At 48.1% G+C, this 19,947-nt stretch carries 16 protein-coding genes and 2 tRNA genes; 10 read left to right on the forward strand and 8 right to left on the reverse strand.

Annotated elements, in window-relative coordinates; all coding sequences use genetic code 11:
* Window positions 1-47: 47 nt before the first annotated feature.
* Both ACQ5ES_RS00655 and cysZ read right to left on the reverse strand, forming a co-directional pair.
* Complete coding sequence (locus ACQ5ES_RS00655; protein WP_445014035.1) at window positions 48-866, reverse strand: hypothetical protein; 819 nt, start codon at window positions 864-866, stop codon at window positions 48-50.
* Between the two features lie 60 nt (window positions 867-926).
* A complete protein-coding gene (cysZ, locus tag ACQ5ES_RS00660; RefSeq protein ID WP_445014036.1) occupies window positions 927-1,667 on the reverse strand; it encodes a sulfate transporter CysZ in 741 nt (246 codons plus the stop codon).
* Between the two features lie 145 nt (window positions 1,668-1,812).
* Between cysZ and smc the strand changes: the two genes are divergently transcribed.
* From smc to ligA, 3 genes are read left to right on the forward strand one after another with little or no spacing between them, the layout of a single operon-like run.
* Window positions 1,813-5,289 (forward strand): chromosome segregation protein SMC, encoded by a 3,477-nt coding sequence (gene smc / locus ACQ5ES_RS00665; protein ID WP_445014037.1) that lies wholly within the window; start codon window positions 1,813-1,815, stop codon window positions 5,287-5,289.
* A 44-nt stretch (window positions 5,290-5,333) separates the two neighbouring features.
* Window positions 5,334-6,320 (forward strand): cell division protein ZipA, encoded by a 987-nt coding sequence (gene zipA / locus ACQ5ES_RS00670; RefSeq protein ID WP_445014038.1) that lies wholly within the window; start codon window positions 5,334-5,336, stop codon window positions 6,318-6,320.
* 8 nt (window positions 6,321-6,328) lie between these two features.
* Complete coding sequence (gene ligA, locus ACQ5ES_RS00675; RefSeq protein ID WP_445014039.1) at window positions 6,329-8,347, forward strand: NAD-dependent DNA ligase LigA; 2,019 nt, start codon at window positions 6,329-6,331, stop codon at window positions 8,345-8,347.
* 3 nt (window positions 8,348-8,350) lie between these two features.
* Here the strand turns inward: ligA and ACQ5ES_RS00680 are convergent, their stop codons facing one another.
* Window positions 8,351-9,949: a lytic transglycosylase gene (locus tag ACQ5ES_RS00680; RefSeq protein WP_445014040.1), complete on the reverse strand. Its 1,599-nt coding sequence runs from the start codon at window positions 9,947-9,949 to the stop codon at window positions 8,351-8,353.
* A gap of 56 nt (window positions 9,950-10,005) precedes the next feature.
* On the reverse strand, window positions 10,006-10,719 hold the full coding sequence (gene gloB, locus ACQ5ES_RS00685) for a hydroxyacylglutathione hydrolase (protein WP_445014041.1): 714 nt from the start codon (window positions 10,717-10,719) through the stop codon (window positions 10,006-10,008).
* A gap of 56 nt (window positions 10,720-10,775) precedes the next feature.
* Between gloB and ACQ5ES_RS00690 the strand changes: the two genes are divergently transcribed.
* Entirely contained in the window at window positions 10,776-11,525 is a 750-nt protein-coding gene (locus ACQ5ES_RS00690) for a methyltransferase domain-containing protein (RefSeq protein ID WP_445014042.1), read from the forward strand.
* Window positions 11,525-11,914 carry a rhodanese-like domain-containing protein gene (locus ACQ5ES_RS00695; protein WP_445014043.1) on the forward strand — a complete coding sequence of 130 codons (390 nt, stop codon included), beginning with the start codon at window positions 11,525-11,527 and terminating at the stop codon, window positions 11,912-11,914. Before ACQ5ES_RS00690 ends, ACQ5ES_RS00695 begins: the two co-directional genes overlap by 1 nt.
* Before the next feature lie 22 nt (window positions 11,915-11,936).
* Here ACQ5ES_RS00695 and rnhA read toward each other — a convergent pair whose 3' ends face one another.
* Window positions 11,937-12,398, reverse strand: a complete 462-nt coding sequence (gene rnhA, locus ACQ5ES_RS00700) for a ribonuclease HI (RefSeq protein WP_445014044.1) — start codon at window positions 12,396-12,398, stop codon at window positions 11,937-11,939.
* Window positions 12,395-13,093: a DNA polymerase III subunit epsilon gene (dnaQ, locus tag ACQ5ES_RS00705; RefSeq protein WP_445014045.1), complete on the reverse strand. Its 699-nt coding sequence runs from the start codon at window positions 13,091-13,093 to the stop codon at window positions 12,395-12,397. Before dnaQ ends, rnhA begins: the two co-directional genes overlap by 4 nt.
* Window positions 13,094-13,324: 231 nt before the next feature.
* On the opposite strand from dnaQ, the gene ACQ5ES_RS00710 reads away from it, so the two are divergent.
* The 4 genes from ACQ5ES_RS00710 to ACQ5ES_RS00725 all read left to right on the forward strand — a co-directional run bounded on the left by ACQ5ES_RS00710 (window position 13,325) and on the right by ACQ5ES_RS00725 (window position 16,212).
* Window positions 13,325-13,401, forward strand: a tRNA-Asp gene (locus ACQ5ES_RS00710).
* Between the two features lie 26 nt (window positions 13,402-13,427).
* Window positions 13,428-13,504: transfer RNA gene (locus ACQ5ES_RS00715), tRNA-Asp, on the forward strand.
* Window positions 13,505-13,540: 36 nt separating this feature from the next.
* Window positions 13,541-13,888, forward strand: a complete 348-nt coding sequence (locus ACQ5ES_RS00720) for a YkgJ family cysteine cluster protein (RefSeq protein ID WP_445014046.1) — start codon at window positions 13,541-13,543, stop codon at window positions 13,886-13,888.
* Between the two features lie 143 nt (window positions 13,889-14,031).
* Window positions 14,032-16,212 carry a M3 family metallopeptidase gene (locus ACQ5ES_RS00725; protein WP_445014047.1) on the forward strand — a complete coding sequence of 727 codons (2,181 nt, stop codon included), beginning with the start codon at window positions 14,032-14,034 and terminating at the stop codon, window positions 16,210-16,212.
* A gap of 51 nt (window positions 16,213-16,263) precedes the next feature.
* On the opposite strand, the gene ACQ5ES_RS00730 is transcribed toward ACQ5ES_RS00725, so the two are convergent.
* The gene (locus tag ACQ5ES_RS00730) at window positions 16,264-16,752 is read right to left on the reverse strand and encodes a DUF2165 family protein (protein WP_445014048.1); all 489 of its coding nucleotides are present in this window, start codon (window positions 16,750-16,752) and stop codon (window positions 16,264-16,266) included.
* Window positions 16,753-16,973: 221 nt separating this feature from the next.
* Window positions 16,974-17,462, reverse strand: a complete 489-nt coding sequence (locus tag ACQ5ES_RS00735) for a DUF2165 family protein (protein ID WP_445014049.1) — start codon at window positions 17,460-17,462, stop codon at window positions 16,974-16,976.
* Window positions 17,463-17,665: 203 nt separating this feature from the next.
* Here ACQ5ES_RS00735 and ACQ5ES_RS00740 point away from each other — a divergent pair, with 203 nt between their 5' ends.
* Window positions 17,666-19,891: an NADP-dependent isocitrate dehydrogenase gene (locus ACQ5ES_RS00740; protein WP_445014050.1), complete on the forward strand. Its 2,226-nt coding sequence runs from the start codon at window positions 17,666-17,668 to the stop codon at window positions 19,889-19,891.
* Window positions 19,892-19,947 lie beyond the last annotated feature (56 nt).

Consider the following 19,947-nt stretch of genomic DNA (forward strand, 5'->3'; position numbering starts at 1 on the left):
GAAGCCATTGTTGATAAAAGCGTGATGTGCGCAACAGAAGCTCTATTTTACGGGTTTTGTGGCATAAGCCAACGATCTTTTGCTGCACGAAGCGCAGGATCTTTTATTACGGCAGGAATAGCGGTGTTAATGTGTTCAATGGCTTTTTTACCCCAAGGTGTTGCAGGGCAACCAACGGCACCTTCGACGTTATCTGAGTGATTCTGTTTTATTGGCAAAAAGGCCAGTTTGATGGGTAAGATTTCACTGTGGTAGTTCATTACCATCGGATAATCGATGACAAAGTCCAGACGCTTAGCATTAACCATTGCCAACATGTTGGCATTGGCATCGGTGCCAGATATTTCGCTAAACCGTGAGGTATTGTGTAAAAACCGCTCTATGTAAGGTTGTAGGGTACCGTAACGTCGGCCAAGTGGCTGGCCGAAACGGTAGTTTCCCGTTTTAAGAAGCTCGACAAAATCTACGGGGTTACCAAATTTTTCGATAAAGCTCTTCGCTAATTCAGGGCGTGTAATTATCCCGTGGGCAGGGTAAGAAAATACAGTGTTTGAATAATACACCACATCAGTATCGCGTTCCCGTCTAATCATGCAAGGGAAGCACAAATCTTCACCTTGGCGAATCAATGCTGCAATTCGGCTTTGTGGATAACGGCTAATACTCTGTTCAGTGGTTGGTAGGGCGCGCCGAAAAGCTTCGACCATGACGTCGCAAACACCTTGGTTGGCGAAGTACCCATCGGCAATATGAAACGGAGGACCATTGTTGACGCCCCACACAATTTCAATATCATCGGCCTGCAGGCTAGGCGTGATGCCCAGCACCAGCAGTAAAGTTAAAGCAAAACAGCGAATTAAACGCACCAGTTAAACCTCAATGGTTAACACTTTACTAACCATCATAACGATTGCTTGGATGCTACGCTAGGGTAAATTTTGTTTGTGCATGTGGTCAACCCACATGGCAGTGGAGCCGCATACAGAAATAGGAATCATGACCAGGTTAATTAATGGCACTGAGGCCAAAAAAGCGACCACCACGCCGAAGCTTAAACTTTTACCCTGATGGGTACGGAGGCTTGAACGCATAGCTCGAAACGGTACTTTATGATTGTCGAACGCATAGTCCGCGTATTGAATGGTCATCATCCAGCCGCCCCATAAAATCCACAGAATCTGACCTATTACTGGAATAAACAAAAGTAGTAACAGAAAGCCCAGTGTACGAGGAATAAAGTACACCAGCTTTTGCATTTCCCGGCCTAAGGTGCGCGGAATATCTTTAATCATTCCAGCGACACCACCGTCGGGGCCAGGAACACCAGTAAGACGTTCTTCAACCTTTTCGGCGAGAAGACTGTTAAAAGGCGAAGCGATGATGTTTGCAACACTGGTAAACGTGAGCGCGAATAACAACAATACACCAATAATAATCAACGGCCAGACAATGATTTCAAGCCACTGCAGCCATTGGGGTAACCAAGCGACAAGATCAGCAACCCAAAGCGAGGTATAGTGAAAAATAAAATAAATAGCGATGCTAAATAGTACGATATTAATGCTCAACGGAATCAACGCGTAGCGCCGCACACCTTTTTGAAATGCAAGTTCAAAACCGCGTGCAACATAGCTGGCGCCAAAATCACTGTAGGCAGGTTGAGGCATTCTTTACTCCTTTATCGGTCGAGCAAGTCTGTGTTTGCTAAAGCTTTACGCAGTATACGAGCTTATACTAGTTAACCTACCCTTGAAAATGTTACAAAATCTAGCATTATGAACGGACAACAATAACAATGCAGCTGCAAAACGAATGCGCCTAAAACACATCAAACTCGTTGGTTTTAAATCATTTGTCGACGCGACCAAAGTGCCGTTTCCGCACCAGATGACTTGTGTCGTTGGGCCTAACGGCTGTGGCAAGTCGAATGTGATTGACGCTGTGCGTTGGGTTTTGGGCGAAAGTTCGGCGAAAAACTTGCGCGGCGATGCCATGACAGATGTAATTTTTAACGGCTCGGGTGCGCGAAAACCGGTGTCCCAGGCAAGTGTCGAGCTGGTTTTTGATAATTCCGATGGTCGAATTCAGGGGGAGTACGCGAACTACGCGGAAATTTCTGTGAAGCGGCTGGTCACCCGCGACGGTCGCTCTGACTATTTCCTTAATGCCAGTAAATGTCGTCGCCGCGATATCACCGATTTATTTCTCGGGACCGGTTTAGGTCCGCGTAGTTATGCGATTATTGAACAGGGAATGATTTCCCGTCTAATTGAATCAAAACCGCAAGAGTTGCGCGTCTTCATTGAAGAAGCGGCGGGCATTTCTAAGTACAAAGAACGACGCCGGGAAACCGAAAATCGCATGCAGCATACCCGCGATAACTTAGAACGCCTAAATGATGTACGTGACGAGTTGGGCAGTCAATTAGATAAACTGCAACGGCAAGCAGCGGCAGCACGTCGTTACAAAAACTTAAAAAAGCAAGAACGCAAATTTAAAGCTGAACTGCAGGCGTTAAAGTGGCTGGCGCATGAACAGCAAGCGGACCGTTTACGGCAAACTATTCGTGAACATGAGGCTGAGCTGGAGCGCTGGATTGCTGAACAACGAGGGAGTGAGCGCGGTACGCTGGAGTTACGGGAGCAAGCCGCGGAAGTTAAGAGCAAGTTGGATGAAATTCAGCAGCGGTTTTATCACCTAGGCAACGACATCACCCGCACAGAACATGAATTACAGAGTGCTCGCCAACAACTACAACAGCGAGAACAACGACAACAACAATTGCAGGCCGAGTTGCAACAGCTGAATGAAACCTATCAGCGTGATCTGGAACAAGAGAGTGAATTAAAAGCTCAACTCGATGAACTTGCGCCTGAGCTGGAAGAAGCTGAAATGCTGGCCCATGAAGCGCAACAGCAATTTAATGCCCATGAAGAAGCATGGATTAAGCTGCAAAATGATTATCAGGCCTTCTTAACTGCCCAGCAACAGCACCGCGAACGCGGCCAACAACTGCATTTGCAGCACGAACGGGCTGCTGATCAGATACAACGCGTACAACAGCAACATCACGATTTGCAGCAGCAGCAACAGCAATTAAAACAAGAGCTTGATGATTTAAAAGACAGCGCCTCTGAAGCGGAGTTGGAACACAGCGAGCGTAGGCTAAAGGAAAGTGAAGAACTGCTGCAGACGCTGTTACAACAGCAACGGCAGTTACGGGAACAACGTGAAGCTGATGAACAGCAACTGACCCAGCAGCGGCAAGCTGAGCAACAACTTTTAGGTAAGCAAAGCTCATTGCGCACCTTACTTGAAGCTTCACAAGCAAATGACTGGCCGCAGGCATTACTCGTCTGGTTGCATGAGCATAACATTAGCCATAGCGGGCAGGTACGTGATGCACTTGACGTCGTTGATGACTGGCGATTCGCGGTTGAGCAACTAGTGACTGATTGGCTCGATGCGTATGTGGTAGATGCTGCACCAGAGAATTGGCCTGAGCAGCTGGGAATGCGTCTGGTGGTTTTAACGGAACACCAAGCACCATCTAATAGTCTTGCCAGTGTTTTGGCTTCGCCATTAAATCGCTGGCCATGGGCGCAACAAGTAGCGCTGGTGAATGATGCTGAAGAAGCACAAGTTAAACTTGCTGAGCCACAGTGGAACTATGCGCTTACCTCGCAAGGAAAAGTTTGGTCGGCAGCCGGTTATCAAGCGGCGCAGATAGACGCGGCAGATAGTCAGTTGCTGCAACAGCAAGAACTAGCGCATTTAGATTCACATTTGACCCAGGTGGTTGCGACAATCAAAAGCTTGGAGCAGTCGTTACATGAACTCAAAGGTGAGCGCGAACAACTCGACGCCAAGTTACAGGAACAACGTGAGCAACTGGGTGAACGCCAAGCCGAGCTCGCCACCTGGCGGGGAAAAAACCAGTGGCAGGCACAGCAACGAAGAACGCTCGAAGGAAAACTTGCTGGTTTATCCGGGCGGCGCAGTGAGCTTGACGAGCAAGCAGAAGAATTGCAGCTAAAACATGAGGAATTAGCGTTGCTGCTGGCTGATTTTGAAGAGCAAGAACAAGATGATCAAAACGCTGAAGACTGGCAGGGTAAACGTGAACAATTGCAAGGTGAGCGCAGTCAGCTGCGCGATACACAACAGCAACGGCAGCAGCAACTGCAAGATAAAAAACTACAGTTGGAACAAGTAAAAAGCCAGCTGCAACACATGCATACGCTGGTGCAGCGGTTACAGCAGCAACAAGGTCAAGCACAAGAGCAACTGCAGTTACTGGCCGACCCAGACACTGATCAGCAAGAGCTGTTAGAACAACAAGCGTTGCAGCTGGAAGAGTTGCTACAGCAACGAGAACGGGTTGACGAAGAACGGCGCGAATGGGCAAACAAACTGGCGGATATCGAACAGCAATTGAGCGACGTGAGTAGTGGGGCGAAGGGTGTCGAGACACGCATTGAGAAAGCTCGCCAGCAATTGCAAAGTACGCAGATGGAACTTGCCGCATTACAGGAGCGCAGTCGCAATGTACTTGCTGTACTGGACGAAATGCAGCAGCCATTGAAGCCGGTACTTGAACAACTCCCGGAAGAGGCGGAAGAGAAAACCTGGCAAGCGGAAGTTGATCGCTTGCAAAGCGCTATCGCCCGTTTGGGAGCTATTAATCTTGCAGCAATTGAAGAAGCCGAAACCTTGGCAGAACGTAAGGCCTTTCTTGACCAGCAACATGAAGATTTGAGCGCAAGTCTGGAAACCTTAGACACGGCAATCCGGAAAATAGATCGAGAAACGCGACAGCGGTTCAAAAGTACCTTTGATGCGGTAAATAGTGGCTTACAAGAGTTATTTCCCAAGGTGTTTGGTGGCGGGAGTGCTTACTTGGAACTTACTGAAGATGATCTACTCGAAACAGGAGTAGCGATCATGGCACGGCCACCCGGTAAGAAAAATAGTACAATTCATCTGTTATCGGGTGGTGAAAAAGCCCTGACGGCTTTATCATTAGTTTTTGCTATCTTCCGTCTCAATCCTGCACCATTTTGTTTGTTGGACGAGGTTGATGCGCCATTGGACGATGCCAACGTTGGTCGTTTTTGTCGATTGGTAGAGGAAATGTCGCAGACGGTACAGTTTATCTACATCAGTCATAATAAAGTGGCAATGGAAATGGCCTCACATTTGGCCGGTGTCACCATGCAAGAACCAGGGGTATCACGTCTGGTTGCGGTCGATGTCGATGAAGCTGTCGCGCTGACTGAAGCATCTTAAAAACAAGAACTATAGGGTAAACTACAGATCATGGAAAGCCTGCAATGAGTACCATGCAAATTGTTTTTAGCGTTATTGGTCTACTGCTGATTGGCCTGATTATTGGTCATGGCATGTGGAACATTCGTCGTAACGAGCGCCGTGCCCGTGAACAGCAGCGTGAGCTTGAACGCAAACGACAACAAACGCATCCATCAGCGGCGTTCGACGATGATGGCATTGGTGAAGTGCGGGTAATCAAGCGCGCCTCGGAACGCGTTTCCGAGCATGCGACGAAACAGCCCCCGCAGAAGCCTAAGCAGGCCAGCCAAATCGATACAGAAGAATTGAAGTCGCAGGCTAAGCCTGGTGCTGAAAAGGGGGCTGATTCACCTGCTGAACAGACTTCCGACCCAATACGGGCGATGCAAGACGATGAAGAGCTCGAGTTGCCGTCGTTGGCGGCAGAGCCTGATGAATTAAAAAAAGCTGAGCAAAATGCTGAAGCGAAAAACAAAACTAAGCCTAAATCTGTGCCACTAGGGAGAAAATCAGCTGCAACAGCTGAGCCGACGCAACAAAGCATGGAGTTGCCCCTTGAGCCAGACGATGAACCGGCACTAACACAGGCTCCCGATCTAGTGATTGCACTGCATGTTATGGGAAACATCACGGGTCCGGTACTGTTACAACAAATGACTGAGCTGGGTTTTAAATACGGTGAGTTTGATATCTTTCATCGGCATGTCGATACGGCGGGGCAGGGACCTGTTTTGTTTAGTCTTGCAAATATGTTTAACCCAGGCACCTTCGATATTGATGCGATGGATCAGTTTGAAACCAGAGGTGTCGCTTTATTTTTGGCGTTACCAATTAAGAGTAACTCGGCTAAGGCATTCACCATGATGCAGAACGCCGCTGATAAGCTTGCCGCAGCGGTTGAAGGCGGGCAGGTACTTGATGAAAACCGTAATCCTCTGACCCGTCAGGCGGTCCAGCATATCCATCAGAGTATTCGTGAATACGAACGCAAACGACTTATTCGGCAGTAATTAATCCTATGACAACGACAGATGCCCGCCAACGCGTAGATGAGCTGCGTGTACTTATTACCCGTTACAACCAAGAATATTACGAGCTTGATGAACCCACTGTTCCTGATGCGGAATACGATCGTTTGTTTCGTGAACTGCAGCAGCTTGAGAGTGAAAATCCAGAGCTACGCAGCATCTCGTCGCCAACGCAAAAAGTGGGAAGTAAAGCGGTTTCGGCATTTCAGCAGGTTAACCATGAAATGCCGATGTTGTCCCTTGACAATGCATTCGAGCGAACCGAATTTGAAGCGTTCTCGCAACGCGTTCAGGAGCGTCTTGATAGTGCAACAGAGGTTGCTTATTGCTGCGAACCTAAGTTAGATGGTGCCGCGGTCAGCCTACTTTATGAGAACGGTCAGCTGGTGCGCGGTGCAACCCGTGGTGACGGACAAACCGGTGAGGAAATTACCGCCAATGTCCGCACCATTCGTAATCTGCCGTTGCAGCTGTCGGGTGATTATCCGCAACGTTTCGAGGTTCGTGGTGAAGTTTTTATGCCCGTGCAGGCCTTCGAAGAGTACAACAAAAAGGCTTTGCAACGCGGTGAAAAAGCTTTTGCTAATCCGCGCAACGCGGCAGCGGGTAGCTTACGTCAGCTCGACTCACGCATTACGGCACAACGACCGCTGCATTTTTACGCTTATGGTGTGGGGGTGGTGAGCGATGATAGTAATCTGGCTGACTCTCACTTTCAACGCTTACACCAGCTGGCAAGCTGGGGCTTACCGATTAGCGGTGAAGTTAAGTGTGTTACCAACGCCGAAGGTTGCGCGACCTACTACGAAGATATTTTAGCGCGTCGCCATCAGCTGCGTTATGAAATTGATGGTATTGTGCTTAAGGTCGATGCGATTAACCAGCAGCAAGATCTTGGCTTCGTGTCACGCGCTCCTCGTTGGGCAATCGCCTGGAAGTTTCCTGCTCAGGAAGAAATGACGGTGATTCAGGGGGTCGATTTTCAGGTTGGAAGAACCGGCGCAATAACCCCTGTGGCGCGACTTGAACCGGTGGCGGTTGCTGGTGTAACGGTGTCTAATGCGACCTTGCACAATGCCGACGAGATCGCGCGCTTAGATATCAAGCTTGGAGATACGGTGATCATTCGTCGTGCCGGCGATGTGATCCCGCAAGTGGTAAATGTTGTCAAAGAGAGGCGACCTGCGGGCGCTGAAAGTATTGAGTTTCCCATTTCTTGCCCGGTTTGTGGTTCACACATTGAACGTGCTGAGGGTGAAGCTGTGGCACGCTGCACCGGTGGTTTAATATGTGCAGCCCAGCGCAAAGAAGCGTTAAAACATTTTGCCTCACGTAAAGCGATGGACATCGATGGTTTAGGTGATAAATTAATCGAATTGTTAGTTGAGCGTGAATGGCTGAAGTCGCCAGCTGATCTCTTTCGTTTGCAAGCGCGTGAATTAGCCATGCTTCCCCGTATGGGTGAGAAATCGGCGGAAAACATTGTCGGCGCAATAGCGACGAGCAAGCAGACGACCTTGCCACGATTCCTCTATGCGTTAGGAATTCGTGAGGTAGGTGAAGCTACAGCGGCGAATTTGGCCAGCTATTTTGCCTCTCTGGAGGCGCTACAAGCGGCCAGCCAGGCTGAGTTGGAAAAGGTTGATGACGTCGGTAAAGTGGTCGCTAGCCATATTTTCCAGTTTTTCCGTGAACCGCACAACCAAGATGTGGTGCGTGAGTTGCTTGAACTAGATATTTCCTGGCCGGAGGTGGAAAAGCTTGCCGAGAGCGAGGCTACTTTAGCCGGTAATACCTACGTTTTGACTGGTACTTTGACCCAGCTGACCCGCGATGAAGCAAAGCAAGCGTTACAAGCACGTGGTGCTAAAGTAAGCGGTAGTGTGTCGGCAAAAACCACAGCGGTAATTGCTGGTGACAACGCAGGCTCGAAGCTGAGTAAAGCTGAGCAACTGGGAGTGCCAGTGCTCAGCGAAACCGACTTACTACAATTGATTGGTAGCGAGTAGCAATTAGGAATCCGTTCCCAATCTGGTTACGTCAACGATGAGTTTGAGACGCTGACCAGGTTGCAGATAATTAGAGCGGCGGATTTGATTCCATTTCTCAATATCATCAATAGTGACATTAAATTTTTGCGCAATGCGTGCGAGTGAGTCACCCGAGCGTACTTGATAGTGAATGTTTCGGGTAACACCGCTTGATTTGCTATCATCTTTGAGCCACACCACAAGCTCGCGGCCGGGTCGCAATGGGTCCGTTGGTGCCATACCATTCCATTTTGCCAGTTGCCGCAAGTTCACATTGTATTTACGACTTAAATCCCAGAACGTGTCGCCATTGGCAATCTCGTGGGTGATCTTGTAGGCACCGCGTTGCTGCGATTGGGTTGCCGAAAGACGTTGGCCGGCCGACAAATTGTAGTCTTTCAAATCGCGTGATGCAGCGGGAATCAGCAGGTAATCACCCGCGCGAATCAAATGACCGCGAATCGAGTTGGCTTGCTGAATGGCTTGTGCAGTGGTGTGATATTGCTTGGCAATAACAATTAAGCTTTCGCCAGACTTCACCTTATGTCGGGTCCAGCGTACTAAATCTTTACTATCTGCGGACGCTAGCCATTGCTTTAATTGGTGCGCATTTTCGCTAGGTAATAATAGTCGATGCGGTCCTTCTGGATCTGTCGCCCAGCGGTTGTAGCCTGAATTGTAGTGGTGCAATTGATTAAGTTTTAGCCCTGATTTCTCGGCGGCCAGTGCTAAGTCGATTTGTGTATCTGTTTCGATCACTTCGAGGTAAGCCTGATTCGGGATCGGTAACCAGCTCACCTGATACTTTTTTTGCTGCTTAAGAATCTCGGCTAATGCCAGTAACTTAGGCACATAAGCACGGGTTTCCCGCGGTAAATCAAGCGACCAGAAGTCGGTTGGCTTACCCGCGCGTTTGTTCTTGCGAATAGCCGATGAAACGCGACCACCACCCGAATTATAAGCGGCGAGGGCATGTAACCAGTTGTCAAAGCGGTTATTCAGATCTGTTAAATAGTCCAGCGCGGCATGGGTTGAAGCATAAACGTCGCGGCGACCGTCATACCACCAATTGATGTCGAGACCGTATTGCCGCGCTGTACCCGGAATAAACTGCCAGACGCCGGCTGCTTGTCCATGGGAATAGGCAAATGGGTCAAAAGCGCTCTCGACAATAGGCAATAGGGCGAGCTCAAGTGGCAGGCCACGGCGTTCTATTTCGTCAACAATCAGATGCATAAAAGGAGCTGCGCGTTCAGCAACCCTATTCATGTATGCCGGGTGCTTTAAGTAGTAATCACGTTGCGCATCGATTTGCTGTTGTACTGGAATGGGTAAGTTGAGTTGGCGTCGAATACGTTGCCAGACATCAGCTTCCTGTTGTGGTGATAATTCAACCACAACAGCTGCTTCGACAGAGCTCTCACTTAATACAACCGATAATGGCGTGGTGTCGACCACAGGCACCAAAGTCGGTTCGAGCTTTTGCTGCTTCGTTGTTTTCGATAGTTGCGGCTCATCTGGTGTCGATTGACAGCCAGTTACAACAAGCGCGCTTAGTGTCAGCACTAGCCAATTCTTCATTGATCCCTATTCCTATTTTGTATTCCCTACGACTGTATGTTGCGCAGTGTACGAGTTTAAAACTTATCTTTCCACTGCCTTAACTGGGCAAACTCTTCTGCATTGCGTGCGTGCAAGAAAGGATTGATTTCCAGCTCTCTTGCGATGTTAGACGGTAGTGAAGCTTGATCACGTTCGCGCCACTGCACAACTTGCTGTTGAAATTGCTTAATTGCTTTATTATCGGGTTCTGCTGCAGCCGCGAACTCAAGGTTTGCTGCAGTATACTCATGCGTACAATAGACGGAGGTAGTTGCCGGAAGTTCTGCCAATTTGCGTAAAGAAGTGTAAAATTGCGGTGCAGTTCCCTCAAACATGCGGCCACAACCTGCACTAAATAGAGTGTCGCCACAAAATAACAGGTCAGTCGCATAAAAGCTGATGTGATCGAGGGTGTGGCCAGGCGTTTCAAGTACTGAAAAATTCACCTCGAGCCCCGCTGGAGTAAAGCGATCACCTTCACCCACGGGGTTACTGATACCTTTAATTTTGGGGTTGTCCGGACCATACACGGGAACATCGAATTTTTCTAACAAAGGCAGTAACCCATCGGTGTGATCCCAATGGTGATGGGTAATCAAAATGCTGGCTAAATCAACTTGTTGCTTATGCAGCCATTCGAGAACTGGCTGTTCGTCACCGGGATCAACGATGACGGCTGCTGCACCGGCGACTGGCTGAATTGCCCAAATGTAGTTATCATCAAAAGCTCTGATTGGCGATATAAGCATAATTAACCTATTCATTTTGCATTAGCGTGCAACCAGTATACAGGTGAGCCGAGCTCATGTTAAAACCCGCGTTTCGTGAACAAGCTGTAAAGCCGCCACAACACTGGCAACAACTGGCGTGTGGAAATTGGTTGAAAGACCAGGTAGAACAGCAGCTCGCAGAACAATGTGAGCGGCTTTTTGGTTACCATTTCGCGCGGGTTGGGTGTTTGAGCGCTGAACTTGAGTTACCTAAATTCGCTATTGCGCATCAATTTTCGGTTGCCGAAACATTACATGAGCAAGTGCAGGTACAGGCGAAAAGTGGCGATTGGCCCTTTGCCGAAGCGTCCCTCGATGCCATTTTATCGGTCGGTCAACTTGAATTTGAACACGATCCCCACCAAGTATTAAGAGACTTGAGTCGTAGTTTAATTGCCGACGGTAAATTAATTTATGTTGGTTTCAATCCGTTCAGTCCGAGTCTTTTAAGCGGTTTATGGCCAAGTAAAGTAAACCAATATCCGTGGTCCGGTCGTTATTTTAGCAAAGCACGTTTATTGGATTGGCTAGCATTGCTGAACTTTGAAATTACCGTTGAACGGTATTTTGCGCCTAGCCTTCTATTACAGCGCTGGGGCGCGTTACAAACCGGCATGGAGCGGTTGTATCATGTGCTTCCACAATGCGGTACGCTTTATTTAGTCGTTGCTAAAAAACGTGAGTTTCCGTTAACGTTAGTAACTGAGCGACAGAAGAAACGCCAGAGGCGGCCTAATTTACAAACCGCTCCGTTGGCGAATCAAATACAATCTAAGGAGTACTGATGTTATCACCACAAGAGTTATGCGCTAAAGCCAAGAGTAATGTTGAAGAAATTGATGTGGATACATTGCAGCAACGTATTGCCGAAGGTGCTCGCGTTATTGATGTGCGCGAGCCTGGTGAATATGCTGCAGGGCATATCCATCGGGCGGTTAATATGCCGCGCGGTGTGTTGGAAATGCAGTTAAATCAACACCCTGATGTCGCAGGTTATGATGATGCCTTACAGCGCATCGCCGACCAACCTTTGTATTTAATCTGTCGCTCAGGCGGTCGTTCAGCATTGGCGGCTGAGTCATTGCAGCGTATGGGATTTGACAAGGTAATATCGGTCGACGGCGGCATGCAAGCATGGGATGAGCGCAAGTATCCACAAGTAACAGGTGAATAATCCTTAACGTGCTGCAACTTGCTTACGGTTGGTAGCCAGTATCTTCGTGTAATTTACGACCACTGGCCGCCAAGCGCGCGAGTTCGTCACAACGCTCATTTTGCGGATGACCAGCATGACCTTTTACCCATTCCCAAGCGATAGTGTGACGCTCAGCAGCTTTATCTAACGCTTGCCATAGGTCGGCATTTTTCACAGGTTTTCTGTTTGAAGTCCGCCAGCCATTGCGTTTCCAGTTATGGATCCAGCTTTCAATACCTTGTTTTAAGTACTGACTGTCGGAGGTGAGGGTTACCTTGCACTCGTGTTTCAACGCATCCAACGCTTTTATGGCCGCTAACATTTCCATGCGATTATTGGTGGTTAAGCGGTAGCCCGCGGATAGTTCTTTACTATGCTGACCGTATTCGATAACCGCACCATAACCACCTGGCCCCGGATTACCTAAGCATGAGCCATCGGTGTATATGTGTACGTGCTTCATGATTGTTGTCCCCACAATGGGGCGTCGATTAACTGCAAACGTTCACGATGAGCTTGTTCTTCTGCGTCGGTCGCCTGAATAACCCGTAGAGCCGGTTTATTCTGTACCGGCCGCCAGTCCACTTGTTGACCATTTTGTTGATGTGATTGTTTCTGGGTAGCGAGCTCCAGCTTGGTTTGCCCGCCTGTCATCATTAAGTAAACGTCGGCGAGTAACTCGGCATCAAGTAAAGCACCGTGAAAGGTTCGATTGGAGTTATCAATACCGAATGCGCGACACAGTGCATCAAGATTGTTTTTTTGGCCGGGGCGCATGTCGCGCGCCAACATCAAGGTATCGAGCACACTGCAATAATCGCTGGTGCAGCCAGTGCCGTTGCGAAGGCGAGCAAATTCATGGTCCATGAAGCCGATATCGAACGCAGCATTATGAATGACCAACTCGCTACCTTTTATGAACTCCAGAAATTGTTCAGCAATTTGCGCGAACACCGGTTTGTCTTGCAAAAACTCGTTCGTAATACCATGTACTTCGATAGCTTCCTGTTCCACCACGCGTTGCGGATTAATATAAACATGGAAGGTGTTCCCAGTAAGTTTACGACCGATAAGTTCGACGGCACCAATCTCAATGATGCGATGGCCGCGAGCTGGGTCAAGACCTGTGGTTTCGGTATCGAGTACGATTTGGCGCATGCGTTTAGTATTACCTTGTTTAATTTTGTTTTCGCTTAAGAAGATTACCTGAACTTAGGGGGAATTGCGATCGTAGATGAATCCTTAAAGTTGGTAAAATAAGCCGATTTGATTGTTTTTCAGGCAAACAAAGCGAAACTTCAAAAAAAAGGTTGACGGGGGACGGGCGCCCTCGTAATATTCGCTCCGCATTCGGGGGGTCCCATCCGGGAAACTCTGAATCAGGAAACTGGAGCGGTAGTTCAGTTGGTTAGAATACCGGCCTGTCACGCCGGGGGTCGCGGGTTCGAGTCCCGTCCGCTCCGCCACTTTCCTGAATGCAAATCACCGCTGCGGAGCGGTAGTTCAGTTGGTTAGAATACCGGCCTGTCACGCCGGGGGTCGCGGGTTCGAGTCCCGTCCGCTCCGCCATTTCGACATGTTTTATCTGTTCTGGAGTGTTGCGCGATGAGTACGGTTTCGGCCTGCTTGACGTGTGGAGCTTGCTGCGCGTCCTATCGTGTTTCATTTTATTGGGGTGAAGCCACTGGCGCACCTACAGGCTACGTTCCCTCCGAATTGACCGAAAACTTTCATCCTCATTTGCTATGCATGCAGGGCACTAATCAGGCTCAGCCGCGCTGTGTTGCTCTAGAAGGTGAAATTGGGCAGCAGGTCGGTTGTCGCATTTACTCTAACCGTCCATCACCGTGTCGTGAGTTTGTTGCCGGCGACCAAGATACCAATTCCTATTGCGATAAAGCACGCGCAAAATACGGCCTTGCCGCTCTGATACCCGTCAAAGAAGTCGCTTAATCACCCGCAAAACAGTTCAATCGCCAGTTTGACGCTATGAAAAGCTCTTGAGTGGCTGGTTACCAGCGGTTACATTATTGTGCGTTAATAACAAATCCTATCTGTTAAGGTAGAGATCAACGAACACACAGGGAGATCCTCCAATGCGTAAGAGCATCATTGCCGTAGCTATCGGCGCAGCACTCACAGTTGCTGCGTGTACCGACCAAGAAGCGGCACAAACAACTGAACAAACAGCAGAACAAACTCAACAAGCAGCGACCGAGTTTAATCAAAGCAATCCATTTCATGCAGAGAGCACATTGCCGTTTTCTGCTCCAGATTTCACCAAAATTAAATTCGCTCATTATGAGCCAGCGCTACTCGCTGGCATGGAAGAGCACGCCAAAGAAATCGACGCGATCGCGACGAATTCTGAACCGGCCTCTTTCGAAAATACTATCGTAGCGATGGAGAAGTCAGGTCAGTTACTCAGTCGTGTTGCTGCGGTATTTGGTAACCTAGCTGGTTCTGCCGGGAATGATGACTTCCGTGCCTTGCAAGTTAAAATGGCACCTAAGTTTGCGGCCCATAGTGACAACATCAACCTTAATCCAGAGTTGTTTGCGCGGGTGAAAGCGATCTACGAAACTCGCGATCAATTTGAAGGCGAAGCGTTACGCTTGGTTGAAGACACTTACAAAGGTTTTGTTCGTGCTGGCGCAGAGTTAAACGAAGAACAAAAAACCCGCATTCGTGAAATCAACTCAGAAATGTCATCTGTCACCACTGAATTCCGTAATAACCTAATGACCTTAGTTGATGAAAACATGGTTGTAGTTGACGATAAAGCACAACTCGCTGGTTTGAGCGAAGCGCAAATTGCGAATTTAGCTCAAGCAGCCGAAAATAAAGACATGTCAGGTAAGTACGTGATTACAGTGACTAATACCACCCGTCAACCGATCTTATCAGCTTTGGAAAATCGTGAGCTTCGTGAAAAGATCTGGAAGGCATCAGCCTTACGCGGTACCGGAAATACCGCTACCGATAACCGTCCATTGGTTCAAAAACTTTCTGAATTACGCGCTGAAAAAGCTCAGTTACTAGGTTATGAAAACTGGGGGGCTTATGTACTGGAACAAAGCATGGCATCAGCGCCTGAAGCCGCGCAACAAATGTTACGTGATTTAGTTCCTGCTGTAGTCAGCAATGTTGAAGGCGAAATGGCAGCGATTCAAGAAGTTATCAATGCCGGTGGTGGTGACTTCGAAGTACAGCCCTGGGATTGGGCGTACTATGCAGAGAAAGTTCGTGCTGAGAAGTATGCTTTAGACTCGAACGAAGTGAAGCAGTATTTTGAATTTAACCGAGTGGTTGAAGACGGCGTGTTCTACGCGATGAATCAACTTTTTGGTATCACCTTCGAAAAACGTGATGACATTCCGACCTACGCTGACAACATTGTTGTTTATGAAGTAAAAGACGTTGATGGTGAGAGCTTAGGTTTGTTTTACGGTGATTGGTTTACCCGTGAAGGCAAGCGTGGCGGTGCGTGGATGAGTTCATTCGTGTCACAATCACACTTGATGAATACCAAACCGGTTATTTTGAACAACATGAACATTACTAAAGCTGCGGACGGCGATCCGACGTTGCTGAGCTTTGATGAAGTAAGCACCATGTTCCATGAAATGGGCCATGCTTTACACGGTATGTTCTCTGACGTTATGTATCCGTCACTGGCTGGCACTTCAGTATCGCGTGACTATGTAGAATTCCCGTCGACCTTCCAGGAAGATTGGACGTTGAATCCGAAAGTTATCGCTAATATGGCCAAGCACTATGAGACAGGTGAGCAAATTCCACAACAATTGCTCGATAAAGTGATGGCAGCGAAAAACTTCAACATGGGTTACGACACCCTTGAATACATTGCCGCGGCATTACTAGATCTTGAATACCACACACTAACGCCTGAAGCAGCTGCGAGCATCGAAGATGTCTCTGAATTTGAGCAAGCTGCGTTGGTTCGCAACGGTGTAGACGTTGACGCGGTGCCACCACGCTATCGTTCAACCTTCTTCGCACACGTATTCGCGGGCGGTTACTCTGCAGGTTACTACGCGTACATGTGGTCAGAAGTTCTTGCCGCAGATGCGTTTAAATATGTACAGGAAAATGGTGGTTTGACCTTAGAAAATGGTCAGGCATTCCGTGATGCTATCTTGTCCAAAGGTAACAGCAAAGATCCGATGCAACAGTACATCGACTTCCGTGGTCAGAAGCCAACGGTTGACGCATTACTTGAGCGCCGCGGTTTAACTGCACCGAAAATCGACTAAGCTTTAGTAAGTTGATAACAGAAGGCAGACACATCGGTGTCTGCCTTTTTTTTAATCTTCTTTTTGTTTAACGAAGAAGGTGACAAGTAAAATGGATGCGAAGGCAGAAAAGGAATCGTTTAGGGCACCATCACCCAACGGCGTTTGCCACATTTGGAAGAAAGCACCACCTAGGGTGAAAAAGAGTCCGAACCATACTAAGGTGGCCACACCTGCGGCGATGAAGGTCATAGATTTTGCTTTCTGGAAAATTTGAGCGGGCGCATTGCGTTGCTGTATGAGTTGCCAGGTGGCAAATAGAAACAGTAGTCCGGCAAGCAACTCGAGCAGTATAATGGACCATGCTGCCAGTTGAATAAGCCATTCATTGTTAATCGCAAAGGCGAAAGTGTTGGGGTAATACTCGTGGCCAGTCATAGTGAGTACGGAGCTAACAGTATGCATGACCGCATCAAGGTTGGCTAAGTTTTGTAGAGCAAAAAACAGGCACATCAGGCTCATACTGAGTACCAAAAGAACTTTAATCCAGCGTAGTGTCATCTTCATCTCCTCGGTTTTTATTATCGTGAATCGTTTCTAGTCCTAGTTTGCCGAGTGAGCGTTGTCAATTTTAGCGCGACGGATAAAACGCTGCGCCTGATAGGCTGATCGTTTTTACGCTGTATTAATCCGGGCATTAAGCCGGGTATTACCAGCGTGCAATAGTTTTTGTGTGCAAGAGGGGAGTCAGAGAGGCAGACACCGCAGTGCCTGCCTTTTTTTTAGTCTTCTCTGAGATTAACGAAAAACGTGACAAGTAAAATTGAGGCGAAATAGATAAAGGAGCCTTTGAAAGAGCTGTCACCGATCGGTGTTTGCCACATTTGGAAGAAGGCCCCACCTAACGTTTGAAACAAGCCAAACCATACTAAAGTGGCGACACCTGCAGCAATAAGCGTCATCGATTTCGCTTTCTGGAAAATTTCTGCTGGGGCATTGCGCTGCTGTATCAGTTGCCAGGTGGCAAACAAAAATAGCAATCCGGCAAGCGTTTCCAGCAATATAATGATCCATGAGGCTATTTGAATAAGCGATTCATTGTTAATCGCAAAGGCGAAAGTGTTGGGGTAGTACTCATGGTCAGCCATAGTGAGTACCGAACCTACAAAATAATAAACCGGATCAAGATTGGCCATGTTTTGTAGGGCGTAAAACAGGCACATCAGGCCCATGCTAAGTACCAACAAGACTTTTATCCAGCGTAGAGTCATGCTCATCTCCTTGTTTATTGTTATGGTTATTCGTTATTTAGCCCTTTACTCCTAGTTTACTGAGTGAGAATTGTCAATTTTACGCTGCCTTAATAAACACTGTGAATAGTGAAATTCAACTATCGCTTAGTGGTCTATATTGCCCATACTTGCTATACTTCGCGGCACTTTCTAATCCTTTCCGAACCTAGTAAGGAATGACAATGGCGATTGATAGTTCAAAGATTATTTATACGGAAACTGACGAAGCGCCGCGCTTAGCGACGTACTCATTGTTGCCAATTATTCGGGCGTTTACTGAAGCCGCAGGCGTATCGGTTGAAACCCGTGACATCTCTTTAGCTGGTCGTGTTATTGCATTGTTTCCGGAATATTTAACGGAAGAGCAGCGGATTAACAATGCCCTTGCTGAACTTGGCGAGCTGGCCAAGACACCAGAAGCAAATATTATTAAGTTACCGAATATCAGTGCCTCAATTCCACAGCTTGTTGCTTGTATTAAAGAGCTACAGAGTCAAGGTTATAAACTTCCTGATTATCCGTTTGAGCCAGCATCTGACGAAGAGCGTGAAATTCAATCGCGTTATGACAAAGTTAAGGGTTCTGCGGTTAACCCAGTATTGCGTGAAGGTAATTCAGACCGTCGCGCACCGCCATCAGTGAAAAACTATGCGAAAAAGCATCCGCATAGTATGGGTGCCTGGAGCAAAGACTCGAAAACCCGCGTGGCGCACATGGATGACGGCGATTTTTATGGTAGCGAACAGTCGACCACCTTCGACGCAGCTGACGATTTGAAAATTGTGCTCGACACCGCAGCAGGACAAACAGTGCTGAAAGAGTCGGTGAAGGTACTCGCTGGTGAAGTTGTCGACGCGGCCCGAATGGACGTTGCAAAGCTGCAAGAATTCTTCGCGCGCGAAACAGTGAAAGCGCAAGAAGAAGGCGTACTGCTGTCATTACACTTAAAAGCAACCATGATGAAAGTCTCTGATCCAATCATGTTCGGTCATGCCGTTAGAGTTTATTTTAAACCAGTATTCGATAAGTACGCAGATTTGTTTGATGAAATGGGGGTCGACGCTACCAATGGTTTTGGTGATGTACTGGCAAAACTGCTCGAACTGCCCGAGGACAAGCGCGCGCAAGTAGAAGCTGACATTCAATCGGTCTACGACGAGCAACCTGATTTGGCCATGGTCAATTCACACAAAGGTATCACCAACTTGCACGTGCCAAGTGATGTGATTATCGATGCTTCAATGCCAGCGATGATTCGTGACTCGGGTAAAATGTGGAATAAAAATGATGAACGTCAGGACACTCGTGCGATGATCCCTGACCGCAGTTATGCAGGTGTGTACGAAGAAACTATCACCTTCTGTCGTGAAAACGGCGCATTTGATCCATCTACTATGGGTACATGTCCAAACGTTGGTCTGATGGCGCAAAAAGCTGAAGAATATGGCTCTCATGATAAAACTTTCGAGATCCCAACGGCCGGTACCGTTAAGGTATTGAATAAAGCTGGGGACGAAATTTTTGCCCATGATGTAGCGAAAGGCGATATCTGGCGTATGTGTCAGGTGAAAGACGCACCTATTCGTGACTGGGTTAAATTAGCGGTCAATCGTTCACGTTTAAGCGGTATGCCTGCGGTGTTCTGGTTAGACGCAAACCGTGCCCACGATGCTGAATTAATTAACAAGGTGAACACCTATTTGCAAGATCACGATACTGACGGTCTTGACCTGCAAATAATGGCTCCCGTGGAGGCGACGCGTCATACCTTGCAGCGTATGAAAGCAGGTAAGGACACGATTTCTGTTACCGGCAACGTGCTACGTGACTACCTTACGGACTTGTTCCCAATTCTTGAATTGGGTACGTCGGCGAAAATGTTATCCATCGTGCCTTTGATGAATGGTGGTGGTTTGTTTGAAACGGGTGCCGGTGGTTCCGCACCGAAGCATGTGCAACAGTTTGTCCAAGAGAACTACCTGCGCTGGGATTCACTTGGTGAGTTCCTGGCGTTGGCGGCATCACTTGAGCACCTGGCACAGCGTACCGACAATCAGCGTGCGCAGATTCTTGCAGATGCGTTAGATAAAGCCACAGCCAAGTTCCTGGAAAACGACAAGTCACCGGCACGTAAGCTGGGACAAATCGATAACCGAGGTAGCCATTTCTACTTAGGCATGTACTGGGCTGAAGCCTTGGCTGCACAATCAGAAGATACTGATTTGGCAGCGCGTATGAATAAGTTGGCAAGTTTCATGAGTGAGAATGAAGCGAAAATCATTGAAGAGCTTAACGGTGTGCATGGTAATAGCGTAGAAATTGGCGGGTATTTTCAGCCAGATACTGAGCTGGTCTCTGCAGCGATGCGTCCGTCAGCGACGTTGAACGAGGCATTGGCGAACCTTTAACGGTTAAGCACGCACACGGAAATAAAGTTGAAAGCCGCAATGTTGCACCCATTGCG

The sequence above is a fragment of the Pseudidiomarina xizangensis genome, from assembly GCF_052541995.1.